Origin of the sequence: Glycomyces luteolus (assembly GCF_027622875.1) — a bacterium.
GTDB lineage: Bacteria > Actinomycetota > Actinomycetes > Mycobacteriales > Micromonosporaceae > Glycomyces > Glycomyces luteolus.
Genome location: NZ_JAPZVP010000005.1, coordinates 19,436 through 43,834, shown reverse-complemented (window position 1 = coordinate 43,834; position 24,399 = coordinate 19,436). Strand labels below are relative to the sequence as shown.

The window sequence follows — 24,399 nt, the reverse complement described above, 5'->3', positions numbered from 1 at the left end:
GGGGGGCGCGCCCGCCCCCCCCCCCCCCCCCCCCCCCCCCCCCCCCCCCCCCGGCCCCGCCCCCCCCCCCCGCCCCCCCCCGCCCCTCTCGGTGCTTACTGGGGAGGTCCCTCGTGGTTAGACGAGGCCCTTCTTCTCCAGGGCGGAGCAGACCGTGTCGACGATCTTGCCGGTGACCAGGTAGGGGTCCATGTTCGCGTTGGGGCGACGGTCCTCCAGGTAGCCCTTCTTGTCCTTCTCGACCTGCCACGGGATGCGGATCGAGGCGCCGCGGTTGGAGACGCCGTAGGAGAACTGGGTGTAGTGGGCGGTCTCGTGCGCGCCGGTGAGGCGGTCGGCGATGCCGTCGCCGTACACGGCGATGTGCTCGGCGGGCTTGTTGTCCTGGCCCAGGGCCTCGCACGCGGCGATGATGGGCTCGTAGTCCTCGCGCATCGCCTTGGTGGAGAAGTTGGTGTGGCAGCCGGCGCCGTTCCAGTCGCCCTTGGCGGGCTTCGGGTCGATGGTCGCGGAGACGTTCCACTCCTCGGCGGTGCGGTAGAGCAGCCAGCGGGCCAGCCACAGGGCGTCGGAGACCTCGAGCGCAGAGGCCGGGCCGACCTGGAACTCCCACTGGCCGGGCATGACCTCGGCGTTGATGCCGGAGATCGGGAGGCCCGCGGCGAGGCAGTTGTCGAGGTGCTTCTCGACGATCTCGCGGCCGAAGATCTCGTCGGCGCCGACGCCGCAGTAGTAGCCGCCCTGCGGGGCCGGGAAGCCGCCCTCGGGGAAGCCGAGCGGCCGGTCGCCCACCATGAAGGTGTACTCCTGCTCGATGCCGAACCAGGATTCCTGGCCGGCGTACTGCTCGGCGAGCTCGGCGGTCTTGGCGCGGGTGTTGGTCGGGTGCGGGGTGAAGTCGGTGTCGAGGACCTCGCACAGGACCAGGATCGAGTCGCCGCCGCGGATGGGGTCCGGCACGACCTTGACGGGGCGCAGCACGCAGTCCGAGGAGTGGCCCTCGGCCTGGTTGGTGCTGGAGCCGTCGAAGCCCCAGATCGGGGGCTCCTGGCCCTCGTCGAGGATCTTGGTCTTGGAACGCAGCTTGGCCGTCGGCTCGGTGCCGTCGATCCAGATGTACTCGGCCTTGATAGCCATCAGGTAGGAGCCCTTCAAACGGTGACGCGGTCCAGCCTGGCTCGATCCGCGCAGTGAAGCAGGCGAGCCGTGAAGCTGTGCTGCCACGCTCCCAAAAAGCAATTTCTCGTTCGTTGAAGTCATGTAAACAGTCTGTTAACCGCTGCTGTGCGTGAGCAGTGAAGCGCTGTGAGTCCGGCTCACCCTATTTTTCAGGGATAAAATCTGTTTCACCCCGTATCCCCGATCAGTCCCTTTTCGTTTTATCCATTGCGAGCGGCCAGAACGCTCGCGCTCAGGATCAGGACGACGGGGGAGACGATGGGACGCATCGCCGGAGGCAGCGAGGTCACTCGCCGCTTCAGCGTGCTCCGATTCCTCCTCGGCGCCGCGCTCATCGCATTCGGCTCCCTGCTTCTAGGGGCCTTCGCGTTGGCCGCATCCGCTTGGGCATCAGATGATTCCGCAGCATCGCAGGGCCTTGCCGCGATGACCGACCCCCTCTCCGCAGAGGTGTCCGACATGTCGCGCCTGGCCGCGCGACTGGTCCCGCAGAACCAGCAGGGACATCGGGCAGCGGCGGTGCAGGGGGAGGTCTCGGGGCTGGTGTCGGGCCTGGACGAGCCGGTGGGATCGCTGATGGACGAGGCGGACGGGGCCGTGCGCACTGCGTTGCAGCGCGATGCCGTGCCTGGCCTACTCGACTTGGATGACGAGTCCGTCGGAGACCGCACTGCCGAAGTAGTGGCACCGCTGGTGGGAAACCTCGTGAAGGGAACGGCCTCCATTGCGGACGGCCCGGCCCGCGCGGTGCCCGGTGTCTACGAGACTGTCGCGCCCGCGACCGATTCGGTCGACGTACTGGCGCGACTGGTGACCGATGGCCTGCGCCTCGGCGATGGGACGACGCCCGGGAGCGTCCCCGTCGGAGACGCAGGACAACCGAGCTTCACCATGCTTGCGGCAAATCAGGCCTCCAACGAGGTGGCGGCGTCGCTCCAAGGAGCGAACAGCGGCCGGCCGGCCGCCGCCGCCGAGTGCTCCGCCGAACATGAGCGGGGGACGGACCGATCCGCTGTCGAGGACGTGCGCGGCCTGCCGCGCACCTCGGCCAGGCCGTGGCTGTACGACGGCCCCGGACTGCCTGACCTGAAGATCATCCCCGGTGGAGCCACTGGCTCAACCGCCGGTATCAGCGTCGACAGCGGCTACAACGCTGTCTGCGTCTCCCCGTCAGCCGCGGGGGAAGAGGTGTCACTCTCCCGCACGGTGATCGGGGAATTGGGGCGGCCGTTGGACCGCGCCGCCGAGCTGTCCGTCGCCCCAGACTAGGGCCTCCGCGCGTCGGCGCGCGGGGAACTTGAAGTCCGCCTTCGAAACTCCCACCGGTTGCAGCGCTTGAGCATTCGCTCGCCAGCGCTATCCGGAGCGCCGACGCGCGGTCAGGCTACATCGGCTGCCTTCACATGAAGTCCGGTCGAATCCAAGAAGGAAGACGCCCGAACGCTCGGGCGCACAACCAAGAAGGAAACGAAAAGCATCATGCGCAAGGTTCTCACCGTCGCCGCCGCCGCTGGTATCGCCGCTCTCGGCGCCGCAGCACCCGCCGTCGCCGCGGGCTCGGGCGTGGACGCCGGCGCTCTGTCGCTGGCCAACATCAACGCTTCGGATGCGGCGCAGTGGCAGATCTGCGGCCAGAACGCGCTCGCCCAGCCGGGCGGGCAGGACTGCGACAACAGCGGAAACGGCTCGGAATCGGGCACGTCCGCCGGCGCGCTGTCGCTGGTGAACGCCGACGGCTCGGACGCGGCGCACTGGCAGATCTGCGGCCAGGAGATCGGTGCGCAGCTGTCCGGCTCGATGTGCGACAACGCGGGCCGCTGAGCCGCCCGCACGGCATCGGGGGCGGGCCGCGCCCGCCCGACCAGTCCAATCCAGAACTCACGAAGTAGGGGAACAACCATGCGCAAGTCCACCATCGTCCTCGCCGCCGCCGCGGGCATCGCCGCGGTCGGCGCGGCCGCTCCGGTCATGGCCGCCGACTCCGGCGTCAACGCCGGTGAGCTCAGCCTGGTCAACGTCGACGCTTCGGATGCGGCGAAGTGGCAGGTCTGCGGCCAGAACATCCTGGCCCAGCCGGGCGGGCAGGACTGCGACAACTCCGACGGCGCCGACTCGGCCGGTGTGGACGCCGGCGCTCTGTCGCTGGTGAACGCCGACGCTTCGGACGCGGCGCACTGGCAGATCTGCGGCCAGAACGTCGGCGCGCAGCTGTTCGGCCAGATGTGCGGCAACAACTGAGCCTTACGGCCCAGCACCGCAGTGAGACCCAGGGGCGGGCCGATCGGCCCGTCCCACCAAACATCGAAAGGAACTGCAACATCATGCTTAAGACCACCGTTGCCGCCGCCGCGGCCGCCGGATTCGCCGTCCTCGGAGTGGCCGGTTCGGCTATGGCGCAGGGCGTCGACGCCGGCGACCTCAGCCTCGCCAACATCGACGCTTCGGACGCCGCTCAGTGGCAGGTCTGCGGTCAGAACATCCTGGCCCAGCCCGACGGACAGGACTGCGACAACAGCGGCTCGGACGCGGGCGGCTCGGGTGTGGACGCCGGCGCCCTGTCGCTGGTGAACGCCGACGCCTCGGACGCGGCGCACTGGCAGATCTGCGGCCAGAACGTCATCGCCCAGCCCGGCGGGCAGGACTGCGACAACTCCGACGAGACCGGTTCGGGCGCGGGCAGCGGCAGCGACCTGTCGCTGGTGAACGGCGACGCCTCGGACGCGGCCCAGTGGCAGATCTGCGGCCAGAACGTGCTCTCCCAGCTCAGCGGTCAGGACTGCGGCAACGGCGCGGAGATCGACGGCCCGGGCAAGGGCGACGACCAGGGTGACTTCTAAGCCCCGCGTCCCAACCGACGATTAGATCGATCGAGCAATGCGATATCAGATCATTGCTGCGGCAGGCGTCGCAGCGGCGGCGATCATCCCGGCAGGGTCGGCCGCGGCATCGACACCGGACTGGCTCACGCTGGCCTCGGTGGAAACCGGGCCGACGCCGGTGTCCGCGCTGTGCGAGGAGGCCGAGGGGTCGTACATCGATCCCGCCTGCGCCAACATCGTCGGCAACGGAGGAGACCGGGCCGCCGAGGTGCATGGCGAGTCGATGCCCGAGACGCACGAAGGCCCCGGCGGCATGCCGACGGTCGCGAACGTCGATCTGCGCGACTTCGCCAAGTGGCAGGTCTGCGGGGTCAATGTCGCCGCAACCGGGACCGAAACGGACTGCGACAACTCGACCAGCGCTGATCGCGAACCGGTCGGTGCGGACAACGGGATGTCGCTCGTCAACGTCGACGCCACCGGCGCGTTCGAGTGGAACGTCTGCGGCGTCGCGGTGCTCCAGGCCGATTCGGCGACCGACTGCTGACCTGAACTGGATCTACATACTGTTCATACCCAACGGCCGGGATCCCCTGTGGGGGGTCCCGGCCGCCCCCTTCGCCACTACAGGCTCCAGCGCTCCCCTGCGCGCAGTCGCACCTCGCGGACCTCGGCGCCCGGCACGGCCACCCGCACCCGCGCCTGCGCGGACGCCTCGAGCTCCAACTCGGTGACTTCCCCTGCGGTCCAACGCAAGCGGCGTATGGTCACGGCACCCCTGGCGCGCAGTCCGCTCACCTCGCCGTCGGGCCAGGCGCTCGGCAGTGCCGGCAGCAGGTCGAGTACGGGGACGCCCTCCTCGGTGCGGTGCGATTGCACGAGCATTTCCGCGATCGCGGCGGTGGTCCCGAAGTTCCCGTCGATCTGGAACGGCGGGTGCGCGCACAGCAGCGAGGCGTAGACCCCGCCGTCCGCGTACTCGGCGCCTTCGCCGCGGAAGCCCACCGGCGTGAGGAACTCCCCGAGCAGGCGGTGCGCGCGGTCGCCGTCGCCGAGCCGGGCCCACAGCGCGGTCTTCCACGCCAGCGACCAGCCGGTGCCCGCGTCGCCGCGCGCTTCGAGGCTTCGCCTTGCGGCGTCGAGCAGTTCCGGCGAGTCCGCGAAGGAGTCGCCGGGGTAGACCCCGTACAGGTGCGAGACGTGCCGGTGGTGCGGCTCGGACTCCTCTCGCTCGTCGGCCCATTCGAGGAGGCGCCCGTCGGCGCCGATCTTCGGCCCGGCGAGGCGCGGCATGGCCTCTTTGATGCCCTTGACGAGCTGGAGGTCCTCGCCGTGGAGGATCTCGGCGACCACGTCGGCGGCTTCGAGGATGAACGCGAAGAGCTCGCGCACGAGGGTCGAGTCCATCCCGGTGGTCTCGTCGACCGCCGAGTTCCCTTCGGGGGTGACGAACTCGTTCTCGGGGCTGGTGGCCGGGCTGGTGACGAGCGTGCCGTCCTTGCCTTCGGAGAGGCGGTCGAACGCGAACCGGGCCGCGCCCAGGGCGATCGGCAGGTGGTCGGCGAGGAACTCCTCGTCGCGGGAGAAGCGCCAGCGCTCGGCGAGGTGCATGGAGAGCCACAGGCCGGCCATGGGCCAGTTCTGCCAGCATGCCCGCTGCTGCACCGGTGTCGTGATGCGCCAGTAGTCGGTGTTGTGGTGGCAGCACCAGCCGCCCGCGTCGTAGAGGCGGCGCGCGGTCTCCACGCCGGTGCGCGCGAGGTCGCCGACGAGGCCGAAGAGCGGCTCGTGGAACTCCGGGAGCGCGCAGGTCTCGGCGGGCCAGTAGTTCATCTCCACGTTGATGTTCGTGGTGTAGTCGCAGTTCCACGGCGGGGTGACCTGGTGATTCCAGATGCCCTGCAGGTTCGCGGGCTGGGTGCCGGGCCGCGAGGAGCCGATGAGGAGGTATCGGCCGAATTGGAAGGCGAGCACGGCGAGGTCTTCGTCGTGGCCGCCGGCGGCGCGGCGGCGCAGGCGCTCAGCGGTCGTCGCGTCGTCCGCAGGGGACTGCGGACGGAGGTCGAGGCTGACGCGGTCCATGATCTCGCGGTGCGCGGCGACGTGGGTGTCCAGAACGGCGGCCCAGCCTGCGGCCGCGGCCCCGCGGGCGTCGTCGCGGGCCGCGTCGAGCGCGGTCTGCTCGTCGAATTCGGAGCGGAGGCCGATGTAGACCTCGACGCTGCGGGCGCCCTGGATGCGGTGGCCGCCTTCGGTTTCGGCGATGTCGCCGTCGCAGCGCACCTGGGCGTTGAGGCCGAGCCGACGCACGCCTTCGGTCTTGGAGTAGTCGGGGTTGCCGCCGACGACGCTGACCGGCGCGATGCCGGTGAAGTCGAATTCGGTGGCGCCCGCAGCGGCGGTGCCGCCTTCGTGGGGCCACTCGAAGCGCAGTTCGAGGTCGAATGCCTCGTCGGCGGTCCAGCGCAGGGCGATGACCTGGTAGGCGGCGGAGGCGAAGGCCCGGTGGGCGACGCGGCCGCGCACGATCGTGGCGACGCCGTCGCGCAGGTCGAGTTCGCGCCACTCCGCCGATGGACGGCTCGCAAGCGTCGCCGAGTCCGACTCGGTGTCGCCGGAGTGGGTCACGACGAAGGCCCCGGCGGGCTGGTAGGCGTCGGCCTCTTTGCCGGTCATGCCGGTCACGAGCTGGTCGGCGGCGAAGTAGTCGCCGCGGCGGACCGCTTCGGCGGCCTGGGCCGCGAGGCCTTCGGCGCCTTCGGGGACGCTCCAGGAGCCGTCGCCCGCCCAGAACTCGTCCTCGTTGAGTTCGATGCGGGGGCCCCACAGCATCGCGCCGATGCGGCCCTCCCCGATGGGAAGGCCCTCGTGCCAGGCGCCGGGGGCGGTGTCATACGTGAGCTTCAATGCTGCAGACATGAGCACGATCCTATAGGATCTTTCTGCCGAGAGCCGGAGCGCGGCCCGGCCGGTCCGCCCGATCCTTTTCCGTCCCCGCCCGGGAAACGGTCTCGCTATAGCGCACGCGGAGCAGGGGACTCGGCGGCGATTTCGTCCTTTTTAGACTCTGACTGCCGGGCGAGCATTCATGGTCCCCGTTATGAAATCGAAACAGCTCAGCAGGACCGCATCCGGATTCGCACTCGCCACCGCCGGCGCACTCGCAGGCTCCGCGGTGCACACGTGTCCCGGCAACCCGAGCGGCGGGACCCAGCCCCGCGTTAGCGTTTCGCGGCACCGAGGCGGCTGATCGCCTCCGGTGCCGACCACGGCAGCCAGTGCCCCCGCGGCCTTCCCGCGGGGGCACTGCCGTGTCCGCCTCCCCGTTCGGCTGCCCTCCGTTACCAGAATGTGCTGCAACCTCGCGTTCTCCGTGCGCGTTATGCAAATGCCCATCACGAATCCGGCACATTCGCTCCCATGGCAGATGAAAAACGGAGAGCAACTCAAGTGGAACTCAAGCAATCCCTCGCGCCCCGCAAGGGTCTTCGACTCGCGGTCGCGCTGGGCCTCCTCGGCGCCCTCGCGCTGGGCTCGCCCGCACAGGCGGCCGATCTGACCGTCCCCATCAACGAAGACCACGTCGGCAAGCCCGCCACCTACTTCGAAGAGGGATGCGGCAGCGACAGCCAGCTCCCCGACGACCTCGGCGCGGACGAAGACGGCTGGGTCTTCGTGCTCCCCGGCGGCAACGACATCTTCATCTCGGTCTCGGTGACCTTCCTGGACGAGGACGGCGGCGAGCACGCCGAAGAGGGCACCGTCGTCACCACCGGTGGCAGCGGCAACCTCAAGCACGCCTACATCATCACGCCCGCGGGCTGGACGATCAAGGAAGCGTCGGCCGTCATCGAGGGCGACAGCAAGTTCTTCAACGTGACCCACACCTGCCCCGGCACGCCGGGCGAAGAAGAGCCCAGCAGCCCCGGTGAAGAGCCGTCCTCCCCGGGCGAGGAGCCCTCGCCCCCGGGCGAGGAGTCCTCGACCCCCGGCGAGGCCTCGACCTCCCCGGCCGGCTCGAACCTGCCCGTCACCGGCACCCCGCTGACGATCGCCCTGGTCTCTGCCGCTGCGCTCGCCGCCGGCGGCGCCGCGCTGTACATGATCCAGCGCCGCCGCCGCGAGGCGCAGGACTGGTAGTCCGCCGATTGGCAGCACGTTGACCGGAGGCGCACCGATCTGGTGAGGACCAGCGGTCGGTGCACGAACCGGCAAGTCCGCCAAGGGGTCACGACTGCCCGGGTCCCCACAGCCCGGCCCGCAAGGCCCTGACGACGCCCCCGAGACCGGTCTCGGGGGCGTCGTCGCGTCCGCCCGAGTTCATCCCGTTTACGCAGGTCAACCGTTCGGCTGATGCCGTTATCAGCCGAACGCGACGCAACGTCGCACCCGGCGCGGGCGTGAATGCAATGCCCACTTCCCGGTCCGGCGTACCCGGTCCGTCCGAACCGGACATTTGTTGCGCACAGGCGTTATCGAACCGGCACTTTCGATTGCTCCGGCCACCCATCACGGAGAGCGAACCCATGAACCTCACACGACGCCAGAAGCGCCTCGGCATCCTCGGAGCCGCAGGCCTCGCCGGAGCGACCGCGCTCGCGATCGGCATCCCCGCCTTCGCCGGCCAGGGCGGCGGCGGTGGTGGCGGCAATGGCGGTGGCGGCGGTGACGAAGACACCGACACCACCGTCACCCTTGAACTCAAAGACGCGCACACTGGCCAGTTCGCTGAGTCCGACCAGTTCCCGCAGATCTGCGGCGAGGCCAACCAGATCCCCGGCGACAAGCCCGCCGACTACGACGGCTGGGTCTTCGTGCTCCCCAACAACGCCGGCGACGAGTTCATCTCGGTCACGGCCGTGTTCGAGGACGAGGACGGCGACGAGCACACCGAGCAGGCCGCGGTCGTCACGGCCGGGAACAGCGGCAGCGCCAAGCGCGCCTACGTGGGCGTGCCGGCGGGCTGGATCCTCGTCGACGCCTGGGCCGAGGTGAAGAACGGGGAAGAGGGGGAGACCTTCCACGTCACCCACACCTGCCCGGGTGAGGCGGAGGAGGAGCCCACCACCGACGCCCCGACTTCGGATGCGCCGACTTCGGATGCGCCCACGAGCGATGCGCCGACCTCCGACGCTCCGACATCTGACGCGCCGACCTCGGATGCGCCGACCTCCGACGCGCCGACGAGCGACGCCCCGACCTCCGACGCGCCCACGTCCGACGCCCCGACCTCCGACGCGCCGACTTCGGACGCACCGACGTCCGACGCCCCCACCTCGGACACGCCGACCTCGGACGCGCCCACCTCGGAGTCCGAGTCCAGCACCTCCCCGGCCGAATCCAGCCCTGCCGAGTCCAGCCCGGCCGAGTCCAGTTCAGCTGCACCGTCCTCCGAAGTGCCGTCGAGCTCCACTCCGGCCCAGGCTTCGACGTCCCCGGCCGGGAGCCAGCTGCCCACCACCGGCTCGTCGCTGACCTACTTCCTCGCCGGCGCGGGCGCGCTGCTCGTTGGGGGCATCGTCCTTCTCGTGCTCATGCGCCGCCGCGCCGAGGACGCCGAGGGCGCGTGACCTGGGGTCGGCGCGAGACCCGCGGGGGTCCCGCGTCGAAGCCCGGTCCGTTACCCAACTGTTATGCAACCGCTTGAGCCGCCATCGCGTTTAGCAGTTGTCTCAAGGCAGGAAGCCCGATTCGTCGGGTAGAGGCCCTTCGACTACCGCCCGCTGCTTGACGGTGCGGTCCTTGTCGAGCCCCCGGAATCCTGCCACCGGGGGCTCGACCCTAAGTCGACGCCCCGGAGCCGTCCCCCCCTTGGCTCCGGGGCGTCGCTTGTTTTCCACGTCATATCGGGCGCGTAAAACTCACATTCGCGGGACCCGAACACTTTCCTTCAATTGGCGGAGCCGGTACATTACCGGCAGGTTCAGACCTGCCCCGTTACCCTGTTTCCCGAGGTGCCAGCTGCCCGGCATCGCACCCGCGCCCGCACAGGAGTGCCCGCCACATGGCCACTGACGCCACAGAGAAGAAGGACGCGCCGCCGGTCGGCAGCGTCGACAAGTTCTTCGGCATGACCGAGAACAAGACCAACTGGAAGCGCGAGGTCCTCGCCGGGACCACGACCTTCCTGGCGATGGCGTACATCCTCGCCGTCAACCCCGGCATCCTCAGCTTCGATCTCTCCGCGGCAGGGGTCGACGCGCCCAACCCGGGCGCGGTCTTCACCGCGACCGCGCTGGCCTCCGCGCTCGGCTGCCTCGTCATGGGCCTGTGGGCCCGCTACCCGATCGCCACCGCTCCGGGCATGGGCCTGAACGCGTTCTTCGCGTTCACCGTGGTCCTCACGCTCGGCATCCCGTGGCAGACGGCCCTGACCGGCACGCTCGTCTCGGGCGTGCTGTTCTTCATCCTCGCCGTCACCGGTGCGCGCGAGGCGATCGTGAACGCGATCCCGGCGCAGCTGAAGCTCGCGGTCGGGGCGGGCATCGGCCTGTTCATCGCGTTCATCGGCCTCAAGGGCGGCGGCATCGTCGTCGACTCCCCGGCCACGCTGGTCACGATCGGCGACTTCACCTCCGGTCCCGTGCTGCTCACCGTGTTCGGCCTGATCGTGACCGCGGTGTTCATGGTCATGGGCTGGAAGGGCGGCGTCTTCTACGGGATGCTCGCGACGCTCGGCCTCGGCATCGCCACCGGCGTCATCGACCTGAAGCTCGCCGAGGGCTTCACCCCGAACCTCGACTCGTTCGGCGCGGCCTTCACCGGCTTCGAGGACGCGTTCACCGTCCACATGATCGCGGTCATCCTGACCATGCTGTTCGTGGACTTCTTCGACACCGCCGGCACCCTCTTCGCGGTGGCCGGCCAGGCCGGGCTCGTCAAGGACGGCAAGCTGCCGCGCGCGGGCCGCGCCCTCGCCACCGACTCGATCGCGACCTCGGCGGGCGCGGTGCTCGGCACCTCGACCACGACGGCGTACATCGAGTCGACGGCGGGCGTCTCGGTCGGCGGCCGCACCGGCCTCACGGCGGTGACGACCGGGTTCTGGTTCCTCGTGTCGCTGGTGGCGTTCCCGGTGTTCGGCCTGGTCGCCAACAACCCCGAGGTGACCGCGCCCGCGCTCATCGTCGTGGGCGTGCTCATGGCGAAGGCGCTCGGCCAGATCGTCTGGGACGAGCTGGAGTACGCGATTCCGGCGTTCCTCATCGTGGCCGTCATGCCGCTGACCTACTCGATCTCGAACGGCATCGCGATGGGCCTGGTGTTCTTCCCGGTCATGATGGCCGCCAAGGGACGCTGGCGCGAGGTGCACCCGATCGCGTGGGTGCTCATGCTCGCATCGATCGGGTACTTCCTCTTCCTGACCGAATAGCTCCGCCCGACTGAGTAAGCAGGACAAGCGAAAAGGGCCCGGGAGCAGTTCCCGGGCCCTCTTTTCGTCGCTTACGCCGTGCGGCGCAGTGCCTCGCTCAGCTTCAGGCGCGAGCCGGTGTACAGCACGCTGCGCTTGTACAGTTGCGCGCCGAGCGCGAGCGCCCCGGCCGCCGCGAGCACGAGGAGCGCGATCGAGAGCGCGATCTCCCAGGCCGGGACCGTGGTGATGGCCATGCGGGTGGGCATGGTGATCGCGGAGAACGGCGGCACGATCGACAGGACCTGCGCGAAGGTGCTCGTGGGCGCGTTCAGTGTGAAGATCGCGCCGATGTAGCTCAAGGTGAGCGACATGATGAGCGGAGTCAGGACCGACCCGGACTCCTCCTGGCGGGAGACGAGCGAGCCGACGCCGCCCGCGAGCGTCCCGAAGAGAACGAGGGCGATGAGCCACCAGCCGATGGTGGAGATCGCCGCGGAGGCGGTGCCCGGCGGCAGGTCGGCGAGCACACCGGTGGCGGCGGAGACGCCGAGGCCGACCGCGACCATCGCGACGAGGTTGACCAGGGAGATCACGCCGAGTCCGATCACCTTGCCTCCCAGCAGCTGCCAGGGCTTGAGGCTGGTGAGGAGGATTTCGACGATGCGGCTGGACTTCTCCTCGACGACGCCCATGGCGATGTACTGGACGGGGGTCATGAGCATCATGAACATGATGATGGAGATGACGAGGCCGGTGAAGTAGCTGGTGACCGGGTCGGTCTCGCCTTCGGCGAGGGTGACGGTCGCCAGCGGCCGCGGCGTGAGCGCGGCGGCGATCTCGGCGTCGCTGAGTCCGGCCTCGGCGAGGCTGGTCTGGACGGCGGCGGCCTGCCAGGCGGCGTCGAGCCGGGTCTGGAGGCCCTGGTCGGGGTTCTCCTCGCTGTAGAGGGTGCCGTCGGCGACGGCGGTGTCGACATCGCCGTCCTCGACGGCCTGCTCGGCCTCGCCAGCGGAGTCGTACATGGTGATGTCGAAGCCGCCCGCGGCTTTGAGCTGGCTTTCCATCGCGGCCGCGTTGGTTCCGGCGAGGCCGATCGTCTCGGCTTCGTCCTCGCCGCCGCCGAGGATCGTGGGCAGTGCGGCGAGCACGCCGACGATGACGACGGTGACGATGAGGCTGACGAGGTTGGCCTTGGAGAGACCGCGGACGCGGATCTCGCGTCCGGCCACGAGCATCAGCCCGCGCATCCGCGAGGTCTCGGGAGTCGGAGAGCTCATCGGGTCACGGCCTCTCTGAAGATCTCGGCGATGGTGGGCTGGTCGTAGGCGAAGTGGGTGACTCGCCCGGCGGCGGCGGCGATGCGCAGGACCTCCTGGTCGTCGGCGTCCTCGACGAGGTAGTCGTCGCCGTCGCGGGTGACGGTGCCGGGGAGGGATTCCGTGAGGTCCTGGGGGGTCTGGACGCTCACGCGCAGCTGCTTGACCTCCTTGGCTTTCAGCGCTTCCACGGACCCGGCGGCGATGATCTTCCCGTTGCCGATGATGACCACGGAGTCGCAGAGCCGCTCGATGAGGTCGAGCTGGTGGCTGGAGAAGATGACCGGAGCGCCGTTCGCGGCGCGGTCCTTGAGGGCGGTGCCCATGACGTCGACGGCGAGCGGGTCGAGGCCGGAGAACGGCTCGTCGAGGATGAGCGCCTCGGGGTCGTGCACGAGCGAGACGGCGAGTTGGACGCGCTGCTGGTTGCCGAGCGAGAGGTCCTGCACGAAGTCGCCGGAGCGCTCGGTGAGGTTGAGCTGCTCCAAGAGGGCGGCGGCGGCGCGTTTGGCCTCGGCGCGGCTCATGCCGTGCAGTTCACCGAAGTAGGCGATCTGCTCGGCGGTCTTCATCTTGGGGTAGAGGCCCCTTTCGGAAGGCATGTAGCCGAACCGGCGCCGTGCGGCGACGTCGAGCGGGGCGCCGTTGTAGACGATCTGACCGCTGTCGGCGGCGAGGACGCCCATGGCGATGCGCATCGTGGTGGTCTTCCCGGCGCCGTTCGCGCCGACGAACCCGACCACTTCCCCGGGGGCGGCGGTGAGCGACACTCCTTCGAGGGCAACGGTGTCGCCGAACCGCTTGTGCAGGTCCTTGATTTCGAGCATGGCTTCACATTAGGACGCGGATCGGGCCGGATCCTCCGCCTTGAGAGGGATTCCGGCCCGGCCGCGTTCATTCGCGAGGAGTAATCGGGGTCGGCTTCGGGACCATCCGGAACGTCTTCACCGTGAACAGCCCGACCAGGAGCGCGGTGACCGAGAGCAGCAGCAGGCCGATCGTGTAGTCGCCGTTGGCCTGGTAGTTCGTGCCCATGATGAGCGGCGGGAAGTACCCCCCGAGGCCGCCCGCCGCCCCCACGATGCCGGTGACGCCGCCGACGCGGGCGGGGTCGACGAGTTCGGCGACGAGCGCGAACACGCCGCCGGTGCCGAGGCCGAGGAACAGGGCCATGAGGACGAACGAGGTCCCGGCCGGGATCTCCAGGGGCGGTTCGAACGCGAGGACGACGGCCATGACCGCGGCGCCGAAGAACGCGGTGACGCAGACCTTGAGCGGCCCGACCTTGTCCGAGAGGATGCCGCCGGCCGGCCGCGCGATGACGGCGGCGAGGCTGAATCCGGCGGTGCGCAGTCCCGCCTCGGTCTGCGCGAGGTCGTACTGGGCGACCAGCATCGTCGGCAGGTAGGTCGAGAAGGCCACGAAGCCGCCGAACGCGACGGCGTACAGCAGCGACATCTGCCAGGTGACCTTGAGCTTCATGACGGCTTTCAGTCGCGGTAGCGCGGGCTCGGTCGAGGCCCGCCACAGCGGGGCGTTGCGCGCGAGCGTCCAGGTGACCATGCCCATGGCGGCGAGCGCGGCGCACATGAGCAGGTGCGTCGCCAAGAGCCCCATGCCGTCGACGAGCCGCGGGGTGAGGAACGCCGAGAGCGCGGTGCCGCCCATGCCCGCGCCGAAGATCCCGGTCGCGAAGCCGCGCTTCGCGGGCGGGTACCAGGCGTTGACGAAGGGGATGCCGACGGCGAACGAGGTCCCGGCGATGCCGAGGAGGAAGCCCGAGACCAGCAGGGCCGCATAGGAGTTGCCGGAGAGGCCCACGAGGAGCACCGGGACGACGGCGACGAAGCAGGAGGCGGTGAGCATGACCCGCCCGCCGAGCTTGTCGGTGAGGATGCCCGCCGGGATGCGCCCGACCGCGCCCACCAGCACGGGGAACGCGACGAGGACCGAGACCTGCGTCGGGTCGAGGTCGAGCCGGTCGGCGTAGGTCTTCGAGAGCGGGCCGATGAGGTTCCACGCCCAGAACGTCAGAGCGAAGGCGGCGGTGGCGAGGGCCAGGTTGCGCCCGGCCCCGCGCTGCACGGCGGTGGACTGGTCGGCGGTGGCGGTTCCCATCTGGCCTCCTCGTCGCGGCGGATCGTTCACCGCCGCAGCACTCCCAGGGTCTGCGGTGCGCGGGACCGGGTATCGGGTCCTTCGACAGTATGCCGATTAGTCCTCTTTGACGGGACCAAAGACCCTAATCTGGGCAGCGGGCGCCTGCTTCGATTCAGGGGTCAGCCAGCCGTCCGATGGGAGCCAGTCGCATGCCGCGAACCGACGAGGCCGCCTCCGCCGCCGATCTCCTCCTGCGCACAGGCGTCTACCTCACCCGCTCCGAATCCACAGAGGACATGCGGGTGGTGTTCAAGGAGGGCGGCCGCGAAGGCGACGTGTTCTACCGCGACCGCTGGAGCCACGACAAGGTCGTGCGCTCCACCCACGGCGTCAACTGCACCGGCTCCTGCTCGTGGAACGTCTACGTCAAGGACGGCATCATCACCTGGGAGACCCAGGCGACCGACTACCCCTCGGTCGGCCCCGACCGCCCCGAGTACGAGCCGCGCGGCTGCCCCCGCGGCGCCGCCTTCTCCTGGTACACCTACTCGCCGACCCGCGTGCGCTACCCGTACGGCCGCGGCGTCCTCGTCGAGATGTTCCGCGAAGCCAAAGCGCGCCTTGGCGACCCGGTCGCCGCGTGGGCCGAGATCACCACCGACCCCGGAAAGCGCCGCCGCTACCAGTCCGCGCGCGGCAAGGGCGGCCTGGTGCGCATCACCTGGGACGAGGCGGTCGAGATCGCCGCCGCCGCGCACGTCCACACCATCGGCGCGTACGGCCCCGACCGCATCGCCGGGTTCAGCCCGATCCCCGCGATGTCGCAGGTCTCGCACGGCGTCGGGGCGCGGTTCGTGAACCTCCTCGGCGGCTCGATGCTGTCGTTCTACGACTGGTACGCCGACCTGCCGGTCGCGTCCCCGCAGGTCTTCGGCGACCAGACCGACGTGCCCGAGTCCGGGGACTGGTGGGACGCCGCGTACCTCATGCTCTGGGGCTCCAACGTGCCCGTCACCCGCACCCCGGACGCGCACTGGATGGCCGAGGCCCGCTACCGGGGCCAGAAGGTCGTCACCGTCGCGCCCGACTACAACGACGCCGCGAAGTTCGCCGACGAATGGCTCGCCCCGCACCCGGGGACCGATGGCGCGCTGGCGATGGCGATGGGCCACGTGATCCTCAAGGAGCACTTCGTGGACGAGCGCACGGAGGCCTTCGACGCTTACGTGCGCAAGTACACCGACCTGCCGTTCCTGGTCGAGCTCGTCGAGCGCGGCGGGAAACTGGTGCCGGGCAAGTTCCTCCGCCGCGACGCCCTGCCCGGGGAGGAGCCGTACGCCGAATGGAAGCCGGTCTTCATCGACGGGCGCAGCGGCGGGGCCCGCGCCCCGCACGGCACCCTCGGACACCGCTGGGACGAGGAGCGGCCGGGCAACTGGAACCTCGACCTCGAAGGCGCCGAGCCGCTGCTCAGCTGCTACGAAGAGGGATGCGAGGTTGAGGCGATCGCCTTGCCGCGCTTCGACGGTGCTTCCGACGACCGTGACGGCGGCTTCTCCCTGCGGGGCGTCCCGGTCCGCAGGGTCGAGGGCCGCCTGGCGACCACCGTGTTCGACCTCCTGCTCGCCCAGTACGGAGTGGCCCGGCCGGGCCTGCCGGGCCGGTGGCCCACCGGATACGACGACGCCGCCGAGCCGTGCACGCCCGCCTGGTCCGAGTCGATCACCTCGGTGAAGGCCGACCGGACCATCCGCATCGCCCGCGAGTTCGCCGCCACCGCCAGGGATTCGGGCGGGCGCGCGATGATCGTGCTCGGAGCGGGCACGAACCAGTGGTTCCACGGCGACACGATGTACCGCGCGTTCCTGACCCTGCTGCTGCTCACCGGCTGCCAGGGGAAGAACGGCGGCGGCTGGGCGCACTACGTCGGCCAGGAGAAATGCCGCACCCAGACCGGTTGGGCCGCTTACGCATCGGCGATGGACTGGACCCGGCCCGCGCGGTTCATGGCCGCGACTCCGTACTGGTACCTGCACACCGACCAGTGGCGCTACGACACCTACAAGTCGGACGCCCTCACATCGGCCACCGGCCCAGGCGATCTCGCCGCCACCCACACCGCCGACCTCGTGGCCGCCTCAGCCCGCATGGGCTGGATGCCGTCGTACCCCACGTTCAACCGCAACCCCCTGCTCATCGCGCAGGAGGCGCGCGAGGCCGGGCTCGAGCCGGCCGACTACGTCGCCCGCGAACTCGCCTCCGGCGACCTGCGCTTCGCGTGCGAGGATCCGGACGCGCCCGAGAACTGGCCGCGCGTCCTCACCGTCTGGCGCGCGAACCTGTTCGGCTCCAGCGCGAAAGGCGACGAGTACTTCCTCAAGCACCTGCTCGGCACCCAGCACTCGGTGCAGGGCGAGGAGGCCGGACCGAAGGACCGCCCGGCCGACGTCGTCTGGCACGGCCAAGCGCCCCGAGGGAAACTCGACCTCCTCCTCTCGCTCGACTTCCGCATGACCAGCACGACGCTCCTTTCCGACATCGTGCTCCCGGCCGCCACCTGGTACGAGAAGCACGACCTGTCCACAACGGACATGCATCCGTTCGTGCACGCCTTCTCTCCCGCGATCGACCCGCCCTGGCAGGCCCGCACCGACTTCGAGTCCTTCCAGGCCCTCGCCCGCCGCTTCTCCGAACTCGCCGAAGACCACCTCGGCACCGCCACCGACCTGGTCGCCGCCCCGCACCAGCACGACACACCAGGGGAACTCGCCCAGCCCGGCGGCATCGCCCCCGACTGGAAAGCGGCGGGCATCCCGCCCGTCCCCGGCAAGACCGCGCCCGCGATCATCAGCGTCGAACGCGACTACCCGGCCGTCGCCGCCAAGATGCAGGCCCTCGGCCCGCTCGCCGAGACCATGGGCCTCCCCGTCAAAGGCGTCTCGTTCACGCCCGACGTCGAGATCGACTGGCTCGCCGGACGCTGCGGCACCTCCGCCGAAGCGCCCGCCGCGGGCAGGCCGCTCCTCGACACCGACGTCAAAGTCTGCGAGACGATCCTCGCCCTCTCCGGCACCAGCAACGGGCGCCTTGCCGCCCAGGGCTTCCAGCGCCTCGCCGCCCGCGTCGGCACCGACTTCGACGAACTCGTCCACACCTCGCTCGAGCGCCGCGTCGTCTTCGCCGACACCCAGCACGGCCCCACCCCCGTCGGCGCCAGCCCCGAATGGTCCGGCAAGGAGGCGCACGACCGCCGCTACTCGCCGTTCACCATCAACCTCGAGCACGACAAGCCCTGGCACACCCTCACCGGCAGGATGCACTGCTACCTCGACCACGACTGGATGCACGAGTTCGGCGAGGCCCTGCCCGTCTACCGTCCGCCGCTCAACATGCACCAGCTGTTCGGGGAGCCCGAGGTCGGGCCGACGGGGGAGCGGGCCGTCGCGGTCCGGTACCTCACCCCGCATTCCAAGTGGTCCATCCACTCCGAATACCAGGACAACCTGCTCATGCTCACCCTCTCGCGCGGGGGCCCCAACATCTGGATGAGCCCGCAGGACGCCGAGGCCATCGGCGCCGAGGACAACGACTGGGTCGAAGCGGTCAACCGCAACGGCGTCGTCGCCGCCCGACTGGTCGTCTCGCACCGCATGCCGCAGGGGACCGTCTACATGTACCACGCGCAGGAGCGCGTGGTCGACGTCCCGAAGACCGAGACCACCGGCAAGCGCGGCGGCATCCACAACTCCCTCACCCGCCTCCTCGTCAAACCCACCCACCTCATCGGCGGATACGCCCAGTTCTCATACGCGTTCAACTACATCGGCCCCACCGGCAACCAGCGCGACGAGGTCACCGTCGTCCGCAAGCGCACCACGGAGGTCCAGTACTGATGAGCCAGCGCATCGGCAAGGTCATGGCGCAGGTCGCCATGGTCATGAACCTCGACAAGTGCATCGGCTGCCACACCTGCTCCGTCACCTGCAAGCAGGCCTGGACCAACCGCTCCGGCGTCGAATACGCGTGGTTCAACAACGTCGAGACCCGCCCCGGCCAGGGCTACCCGCGCCGCCACGAGGACCAGGAGCGCTGGCAGGGCGGGTGGAAGCGCACGGCCGCAGGCAGGTTGAAGCCCCGCGCGGGCGGCCGCCTCAAGAAGCTCGCCACGATCTTCGCCAACCTCGAGATGCCGTCCATCCAGGACTACTACGAGCCCTGGACCTACGACTACGAGCACCTCGTCTCCGCGCCGCTCGGCGACGACATGCCCGGCGCGCGGCCGCGTTCGCTCATCACCGGAGACCCGATGCAGATCAAGTGGAGCGCCAACTGGGACGACGACCTCGCGGGCGGCGAGGAGCTCGGCTCCCAGGACCCGATCGTGCAGAAGATCGGCGACAAGGTGAAGTTCCAGTACGAGCAGAGCTTCATGTTCTACCTGCCGCGCATCTGCGAGCACTGCCTCAACCCCAGCTGCGTCGCCTCCTGCCCCTCCGGAGCGATGTACAAGCGCGCCGAGGACGGCATCGTGCTCGTGGACCAGGACAAGTGCCGCGGCTGGCGCATGTGCGTCACCGGCTGCCCCTACAAGAAGGTGTACTTCAACCACAAGACCGGCAAGGCCGAGAAGTGCACGCTCTGCTACCCGCGAGTCGAGGTCGGCATGCCCACGGTCTGCTCCGAGACCTGCGTCGGGCGCCTCCGCTACCTCGGCGTCATCCTCTACGACGTCGAGCGCGTCGGCCGGGCCGCCGCCGTCAAGGACGAGCAGGCCCTCTACGCGGCCCAGCTCGACACCTTCCTCGACCCCGACGACCCCGCCGTCCAGATCGCCGCCCTCCGCGACGGCATCCCGAGGCGCTGGATCGACTCGGCCCGCCGATCGCCGATATACATGCTGGCCAAGCGGTTCCGCGTCGCCCTGCCGCTGCATCCGGAATACCGGACCATGCCCATGGTCTGGTACATCCCGCCGCTCTCGCCCGTCGTCGACGCGCTCAGCGAGACCGGCCACGACGGCGAGGACGCCGGCAACCTGTTCGCCGCTATCGACACGCTCCGCATCCCGGCCGAATACCTCGCCGAGCTGTTCACCGCGGGCGACGTCGAACCGGTCAAGCAGGTCCTCGCGAAGCTCGCCGCGATGCGCTCCTATATGCGCCGCATCAACCTCGGCGAGGAACGCGACGAGTCCATCGCCGCCGCCGTCGACCTCACCGGCGACGACATCGAGGCGATGTACCGCCTCCTCGCCCTCGCCAAATACGACGACCGGTACGTCATCCCCACCGCGTACGGCGTCGACGAGGCCGACCGAGGCGTCATCGAGGAGATCGGCTGCTCCCTGGACTTCGAAGGCGGCCCGGGCATGGGCGGCATGGGCGGCCAGGTCCCCTTCGGCGAGGCCTCCGGGCGGCCGCAGCCCGCGAGCGTCGAGACCTTCCACGCCCTCCGCGACCGCCAGACCAGCGACGGCCACTCCGGCCCGGCCCGGCGCCTCAACCTCCTCAACTGGGACGGCAAGGGCCGCCCGCCCGGCTTGTTCCCGGAACGGGGCCAGAAGAGCACCCCGGACAGCACGTACCTCACGGGCACCCAGAGCGAGGAGGCGAAATGAACGCGGTGATCCGCCAAGCCGCGGCGATGCTGCTCTGCTACCCCGACCGCGGCTTCTACGAACGCCTCCCGCTGGTGCGGGCCGCCGTCGCCGAGACCGGACCGGGCGAGGCCCGCGAAGCCCTCACCGCGTTCTGCGCGTACGCGGACGGCAAGACCGACCTCGAACTCGGCGCTGCATACGTGCGCACCTTCGACCTCAAGCGCCGCAGGGCGCTGCACCTCACGTACTACACCGACGGCGACACTCGACGACGCGGCCACGCGCTGGCCCGGATCAAGGAGATCTATGCGGCCTGCGGATGGCACCTCGACCCCGGCGAACTCCCCGACCACCTGGCGGTGGTCCTTGAATTCGCGGCCAGAGGCGATGCCGCCCAAGGACAGCGGCTCCTCGAGGCCTTCCAGCCCGGCATCGAGCTGCTCCGCGCCGCCCTCCACGACTGCGGGAGCGCCTACGCCGCTGTCTTGGACGCCGTGGCCGCAACCCTCCCGCCCTCCGACGAAGCCCGCCGCGAGGCCACGCGCATGGCCGCCGCCGGACCACCGGTCGAAGACGTAGGCCTCGACCCCTACGGCACTGGCGCGGTGCCGCTCGGCATGCCGGCCGCGATGGGAGCCGAGCGATGAGCGCGACCGCCCTCGACTACATGCTGTGGGGCGCACTGCCCTACGTCGTGCTCGCGATCCTGATCGGCGGCACGGTCTGGCGCTACCGCTACGACCGCTTCGGCTGGACCACCCGCTCCTCCCAGCTCTACGAGTCCCGGCTCCTGCGCATCGCCAGCCCCGTATTCCATTTCGGACTGCTGGTGGTGATCATCGGCCACGTCGTCGGCCTCCTGATCCCCGAGACCTGGACGGACGCCGTCGGCATCACCGACGACATGTACCACGTGGCCGCACTGTCCTTGGGCGCCATCGCGGGTGTGACCACCCTCGGCGGCATCGCCCTGCTCATCTGGCGCCGCCGGACCACCGGCCCGGTCTTCAGCGCCACCACCGTGAACGACAAGGTCATGTACCTCGTCCTGGTCGCCGCCATCCTCGCGGGCCTGACCACGACCCTGCTCTCCGCCGTCGCCGGCCTCACCGGCGGGCACGAGGTCGACTACCGCGAGACCGTCTCGCCCTGGTTCAGGAGCATCTGGATCCTCCAACCCGACGTCGCCGCCATGGCCGCGGCCTCGAACGCCTTCAAGGTCCACGTGCTCATCGGCCTGGTCCTCTTCGCGCTCTTCCCCTTCACGAGGCTCGTCCACGCATTCAGCGCCCCCGTCTGGTACCTTTTCCGCCCCTACGTCGTCTACCGCTCCCGCGACGACTACAAGCCCCTGACCAGGCCGGTCCGCCGGGGCTGGTCCTAGATCGTTCCCCGCTTCGGGGGACGGTCTTCTTCGGGTCACTCGGAGTCGCGTTGTGAAGGCGGGACCGGCTCTCGGTTGGAGTTCGGGCAGTCAGCGACGAATGAGCTGAACGAGAGTCGGGGCGTGACGCCGGGGCCGGGCCCCGTTTCGGGCGAGCTTCAGGCGGGCAGCGAAGAAGAGCTGAGTGGAGACCCCGGGGCGTCGCCGTCATAGAGGTTGCAGTATGAGGGGGGCCAGCCCGGTCTCGTGCCAGCCGAAGGCGAAGCACCGCAACCTCACCGACCCCGCTCAGGCGAAGTCCCCGACGACCCGGTCCGGAAGTGCTCGCCGAGCGCGTAACCGACCACTTCCGAGGCGTTCGCCGCTTACTGCCGCCGCTATGGCCTGCGCAAATTCGTTGGCAGGACAGGGGTGTGCTGGGACAACGCGATGGCCGAGAGCTTCTTCGGGGTGTTGAAGATCGAGCTGGTGTCGCGTGTCTCATGCGCCTTCTCCTTCTTGGCCGCTGTCCCTGCGCGTCCGCTCTCGGAAGGTTGCCTCCCAGAGGACACCCCGGCTCCAGGGCGGTGGCGTCGGCTCCCCGCGCACCATGAACTCAGGTGCGGGGTCATGCATCCGGGGCACACCGTGGTGTACCGGCCGAGATGGTCCTTCCCGCGCGCACCAAGCTGATGCGAGTGCGGGAGGACGGTGCCGCTGTGCGTGTGGCGTTGCCGAGCCAGGTCCTCAATTGCCTGGTCTGGCATTGCCGCCCGCGCCGGCGGGTCTTGCTCTGATGTGCCTCGTTCTGGACACTGCCTCCGGTCGAGGTGATCCCGACCGGCGATCTCCCACCCAGCACGCCCCAAGGGAGGGTCGTGGTCCGCTGTGGATCCCGATAGCACGCGGGGATTGAGCGCGACGCCCTGAGAAGGAGCGTCGGCTCGGAATCGGTCCGGTTTGGGTTTCGGCCAGAGGCTTGTCGTAGTCTGCTTGCACCTACTCGCCACCTGTACGTTTTCCGTATCCCTGTGCGTACCTCAATCATCCCTCGCACAGTCCCGACTGTCATCACCTACAGGGATAGAGGGTCCTCATGTTTCGCCCCAGGCTGCCTGCACGCCAAAGGAACAGACCGCGCCGACCCCCGCAGCCGGGGGTGTCGCCCGCCGCCCACACCACACCCGCCACCCGCCAACCAACCCCACCCCGAATCCCACCGCTTCGTCGCCGCCCGCCTGAACCGCAACCGAATTCAACCGTCACCACTCCAACGCCGTCCGCGCACCGCCTGCCCATGGAAGTGGAATCAGCGGTGATGGGAGTTTCGGACTTCCGAGAGACCCCCGAATCGGGTGACCGCGGCCGAGGCAGCGGCCAAGCGACGAGGGGATCCCAAGGCAGGCACTTTCAGTCTTGGGCGGATGCTGCCGATCTTACCGAGGTAAGGGATCATGCACGGGTCACCGATTCGGAAGGGGCGCGCGAATGGCGAACGATCGGGAGGTCCGCGCGCGGCTGCGGCACGTGTACTGGATCGGCGGCGGGAGCGGGGCCGGGAAGTCCACCATCGCAAGGGCCTTGGCCGAGCGGCACGACCTGCGATACTGCGGCACCGACGAGTCCATGCAGGACCACGCGCGGCGGACCACCGCCGTCGAAGCGCCGCACCTCCACGACTTCATGGCGATGACCATGGACGAGCGCTGGATGCTCCGCTCGCCCGAGGTCATGTACGAGACCTTCCACTGGTTCAGGGGCGAAGGCTTCCACCTCATCGTCGAAGACCTGCTCGCCATGCCCCCGGATCAGGGCATCGTGGTCGAAGGCTTCCGGCTCCTGCCCGCGCTCGTAGCGCCCCTGCTCGCCGACCGGAACCGAGCAGTGTGGCTGCTGCCGACCCCTGACTTCCGCGCGTACGCGGTCGACAGGCGGGCGAAGGCGACCGACCGGCCCGGCTTCATCCAGCAGACCAGCGACCCCGAGCGCGCCGCCCGCAACCTCGCCGCGCGTGAGCGGTACTTCGTCGAGCACCTCCGCGCCGAGACTCGCGAACTCGGCCTCCAGGCGATTACAGTCGACTCGGCCGCGGGCGAAGGCGGGTCGATCCGGCGCGTGAGCGGGCGATTCGGGCTTTCGTGAAGCGGCCCAGCTGAATCCCCTTGGAAGGAACCCCATGCCCCAGGTCGTCATCGTCGACATCGACGGGACCGTAGCGCTCCGCCTCGGCGAGAAGCCCCGGTCGCCGTTCAATTTCCGCCGGGTCGGCGAGGACGCGCCGAACCCGGCGGTCATCGCCGTCGTCCAGGCGCTGGCCGAGGCGGGGCACAAGATCGTGTTCCTCTCGGGCCGCGACGAAGTGTGCCGCACCGAGACGCTCACGTGGCTCAAACTGCACGTCGGCCTGGCCGATGTCGAGCTGTACATGCGCAAGGCCGGGGACGGCCGCCGCGACTCGACCGTCAAACGCGAGCTCTACGACGCGCACCTCGCCCACCGCAATGTCCTCTGTGTACTCGACGACCGGGACCAGGTCGTGCGCATGTGGCGAGAAGAGCTCGGCCTGACCTGTCTGCAGGTCGCATACGGCGACTTCTGACCCCGACCGACCCTCGCCGGAGCGAGCGATTCGCGTATGGGGGATTGCGGGCCCCGTCGGTGGGAATCCG

At 69.6% G+C, this 24,399-nt stretch carries 19 protein-coding genes; 14 read left to right on the top strand and 5 right to left on the bottom strand.

The genetic code is table 11. The features are described 5' to 3' along the window. Positions 1-117 precede the first annotated feature (117 nt). A complete protein-coding gene (gene glnII, locus O1R50_RS07435; protein ID WP_270109285.1) occupies positions 118-1,137 on the bottom strand; it encodes a glutamine synthetase in 1,020 nt (339 codons plus the stop codon). Between the two features lie 300 nt (positions 1,138-1,437). Here glnII and O1R50_RS07430 point away from each other — a divergent pair, with 300 nt between their 5' ends. The 5 genes from O1R50_RS07430 (at position 1,438) to O1R50_RS07410 (ending at position 4,545) form a co-directional block, all read left to right on the top strand. Next, positions 1,438-2,448, top strand: a complete 1,011-nt coding sequence (locus O1R50_RS07430; RefSeq protein WP_270109284.1) for a hypothetical protein — start codon at positions 1,438-1,440, stop codon at positions 2,446-2,448. A gap of 210 nt (positions 2,449-2,658) precedes the next feature. Further along, positions 2,659-3,000, top strand: coding sequence for a hypothetical protein (locus tag O1R50_RS07425; RefSeq protein ID WP_270109283.1), 342 nt, complete (start codon positions 2,659-2,661; stop codon positions 2,998-3,000). A 78-nt stretch (positions 3,001-3,078) separates the two neighbouring features. Next, positions 3,079-3,417 (top strand): hypothetical protein, encoded by a 339-nt coding sequence (locus tag O1R50_RS07420; protein ID WP_270109281.1) that lies wholly within the window; start codon positions 3,079-3,081, stop codon positions 3,415-3,417. Positions 3,418-3,500: 83 nt separating this feature from the next. Beyond that, entirely contained in the window at positions 3,501-4,016 is a 516-nt protein-coding gene (locus tag O1R50_RS07415) for a hypothetical protein (RefSeq protein WP_270109280.1), read from the top strand. Between the two features lie 37 nt (positions 4,017-4,053). Then, positions 4,054-4,545: a hypothetical protein gene (locus O1R50_RS07410; protein WP_270109279.1), complete on the top strand. Its 492-nt coding sequence runs from the start codon at positions 4,054-4,056 to the stop codon at positions 4,543-4,545. 77 nt (positions 4,546-4,622) lie between these two features. On the opposite strand, the gene O1R50_RS07405 is transcribed toward O1R50_RS07410, so the two are convergent. Then, complete coding sequence (locus O1R50_RS07405; RefSeq protein ID WP_270109278.1) at positions 4,623-6,917, bottom strand: glycosyl hydrolase family 95 catalytic domain-containing protein; 2,295 nt, start codon at positions 6,915-6,917, stop codon at positions 4,623-4,625. A 531-nt stretch (positions 6,918-7,448) separates the two neighbouring features. Here O1R50_RS07405 and O1R50_RS07400 point away from each other — a divergent pair. From O1R50_RS07400 to O1R50_RS07390, 3 genes are all read left to right on the top strand, one after another. Next, positions 7,449-8,138: a hypothetical protein gene (locus tag O1R50_RS07400; protein ID WP_270109277.1), complete on the top strand. Its 690-nt coding sequence runs from the start codon at positions 7,449-7,451 to the stop codon at positions 8,136-8,138. A gap of 386 nt (positions 8,139-8,524) precedes the next feature. Beyond that, entirely contained in the window at positions 8,525-9,568 is a 1,044-nt protein-coding gene (locus tag O1R50_RS07395; RefSeq protein WP_270109276.1) for an LPXTG cell wall anchor domain-containing protein, read from the top strand. A 434-nt stretch (positions 9,569-10,002) separates the two neighbouring features. Continuing rightward, complete coding sequence (locus tag O1R50_RS07390) at positions 10,003-11,370, top strand: NCS2 family permease (protein WP_270109275.1); 1,368 nt, start codon at positions 10,003-10,005, stop codon at positions 11,368-11,370. A gap of 71 nt (positions 11,371-11,441) precedes the next feature. Here O1R50_RS07390 and O1R50_RS07385 read toward each other — a convergent pair whose 3' ends face one another. The 3 genes from O1R50_RS07385 to O1R50_RS07375 all read right to left on the bottom strand — a co-directional run bounded on the left by O1R50_RS07385 (position 11,442) and on the right by O1R50_RS07375 (position 14,786). Continuing rightward, the gene (locus O1R50_RS07385) at positions 11,442-12,629 is read right to left on the bottom strand and encodes an ABC transporter permease (RefSeq protein ID WP_270109274.1); all 1,188 of its coding nucleotides are present in this window, start codon (positions 12,627-12,629) and stop codon (positions 11,442-11,444) included. After that, positions 12,626-13,495, bottom strand: a complete 870-nt coding sequence (locus O1R50_RS07380; protein WP_270109273.1) for an ABC transporter ATP-binding protein — start codon at positions 13,493-13,495, stop codon at positions 12,626-12,628. Before O1R50_RS07380 ends, O1R50_RS07385 begins: the two co-directional genes overlap by 4 nt. Positions 13,496-13,562: 67 nt before the next feature. Continuing rightward, on the bottom strand, positions 13,563-14,786 hold the full coding sequence (locus O1R50_RS07375) for a nitrate/nitrite transporter (protein ID WP_270109272.1): 1,224 nt from the start codon (positions 14,784-14,786) through the stop codon (positions 13,563-13,565). A 191-nt stretch (positions 14,787-14,977) separates the two neighbouring features. On the opposite strand from O1R50_RS07375, the gene O1R50_RS07370 reads away from it, so the two are divergent. The 6 genes from O1R50_RS07370 to O1R50_RS07345 all read left to right on the top strand — a co-directional run bounded on the left by O1R50_RS07370 (position 14,978) and on the right by O1R50_RS07345 (position 24,329). Continuing rightward, positions 14,978-18,661: a nitrate reductase subunit alpha gene (locus O1R50_RS07370; RefSeq protein WP_270109271.1), complete on the top strand. Its 3,684-nt coding sequence runs from the start codon at positions 14,978-14,980 to the stop codon at positions 18,659-18,661. Continuing rightward, entirely contained in the window at positions 18,661-20,385 is a 1,725-nt protein-coding gene (narH, locus tag O1R50_RS07365) for a nitrate reductase subunit beta (protein WP_270109270.1), read from the top strand. Before O1R50_RS07370 ends, narH begins: the two co-directional genes overlap by 1 nt. Continuing rightward, on the top strand, positions 20,382-21,014 hold the full coding sequence (gene narJ / locus O1R50_RS07360) for a nitrate reductase molybdenum cofactor assembly chaperone (RefSeq protein ID WP_270109269.1): 633 nt from the start codon (positions 20,382-20,384) through the stop codon (positions 21,012-21,014). The genes narH and narJ overlap by 4 nt, the downstream gene beginning before the upstream one ends. Continuing rightward, on the top strand, positions 21,011-21,751 hold the full coding sequence (narI, locus tag O1R50_RS07355; RefSeq protein WP_270109268.1) for a respiratory nitrate reductase subunit gamma: 741 nt from the start codon (positions 21,011-21,013) through the stop codon (positions 21,749-21,751). The genes narJ and narI overlap by 4 nt, the downstream gene beginning before the upstream one ends. A 1,467-nt stretch (positions 21,752-23,218) precedes the next feature. Next, a complete protein-coding gene (locus tag O1R50_RS07350) occupies positions 23,219-23,872 on the top strand; it encodes a nucleoside/nucleotide kinase family protein (RefSeq protein ID WP_270109267.1) in 654 nt (217 codons plus the stop codon). Positions 23,873-23,906: 34 nt separating this feature from the next. Then, complete coding sequence (locus O1R50_RS07345) at positions 23,907-24,329, top strand: phosphatase domain-containing protein (protein WP_270109266.1); 423 nt, start codon at positions 23,907-23,909, stop codon at positions 24,327-24,329. The last annotated feature ends 70 nt before the right edge of the window (positions 24,330-24,399 follow it).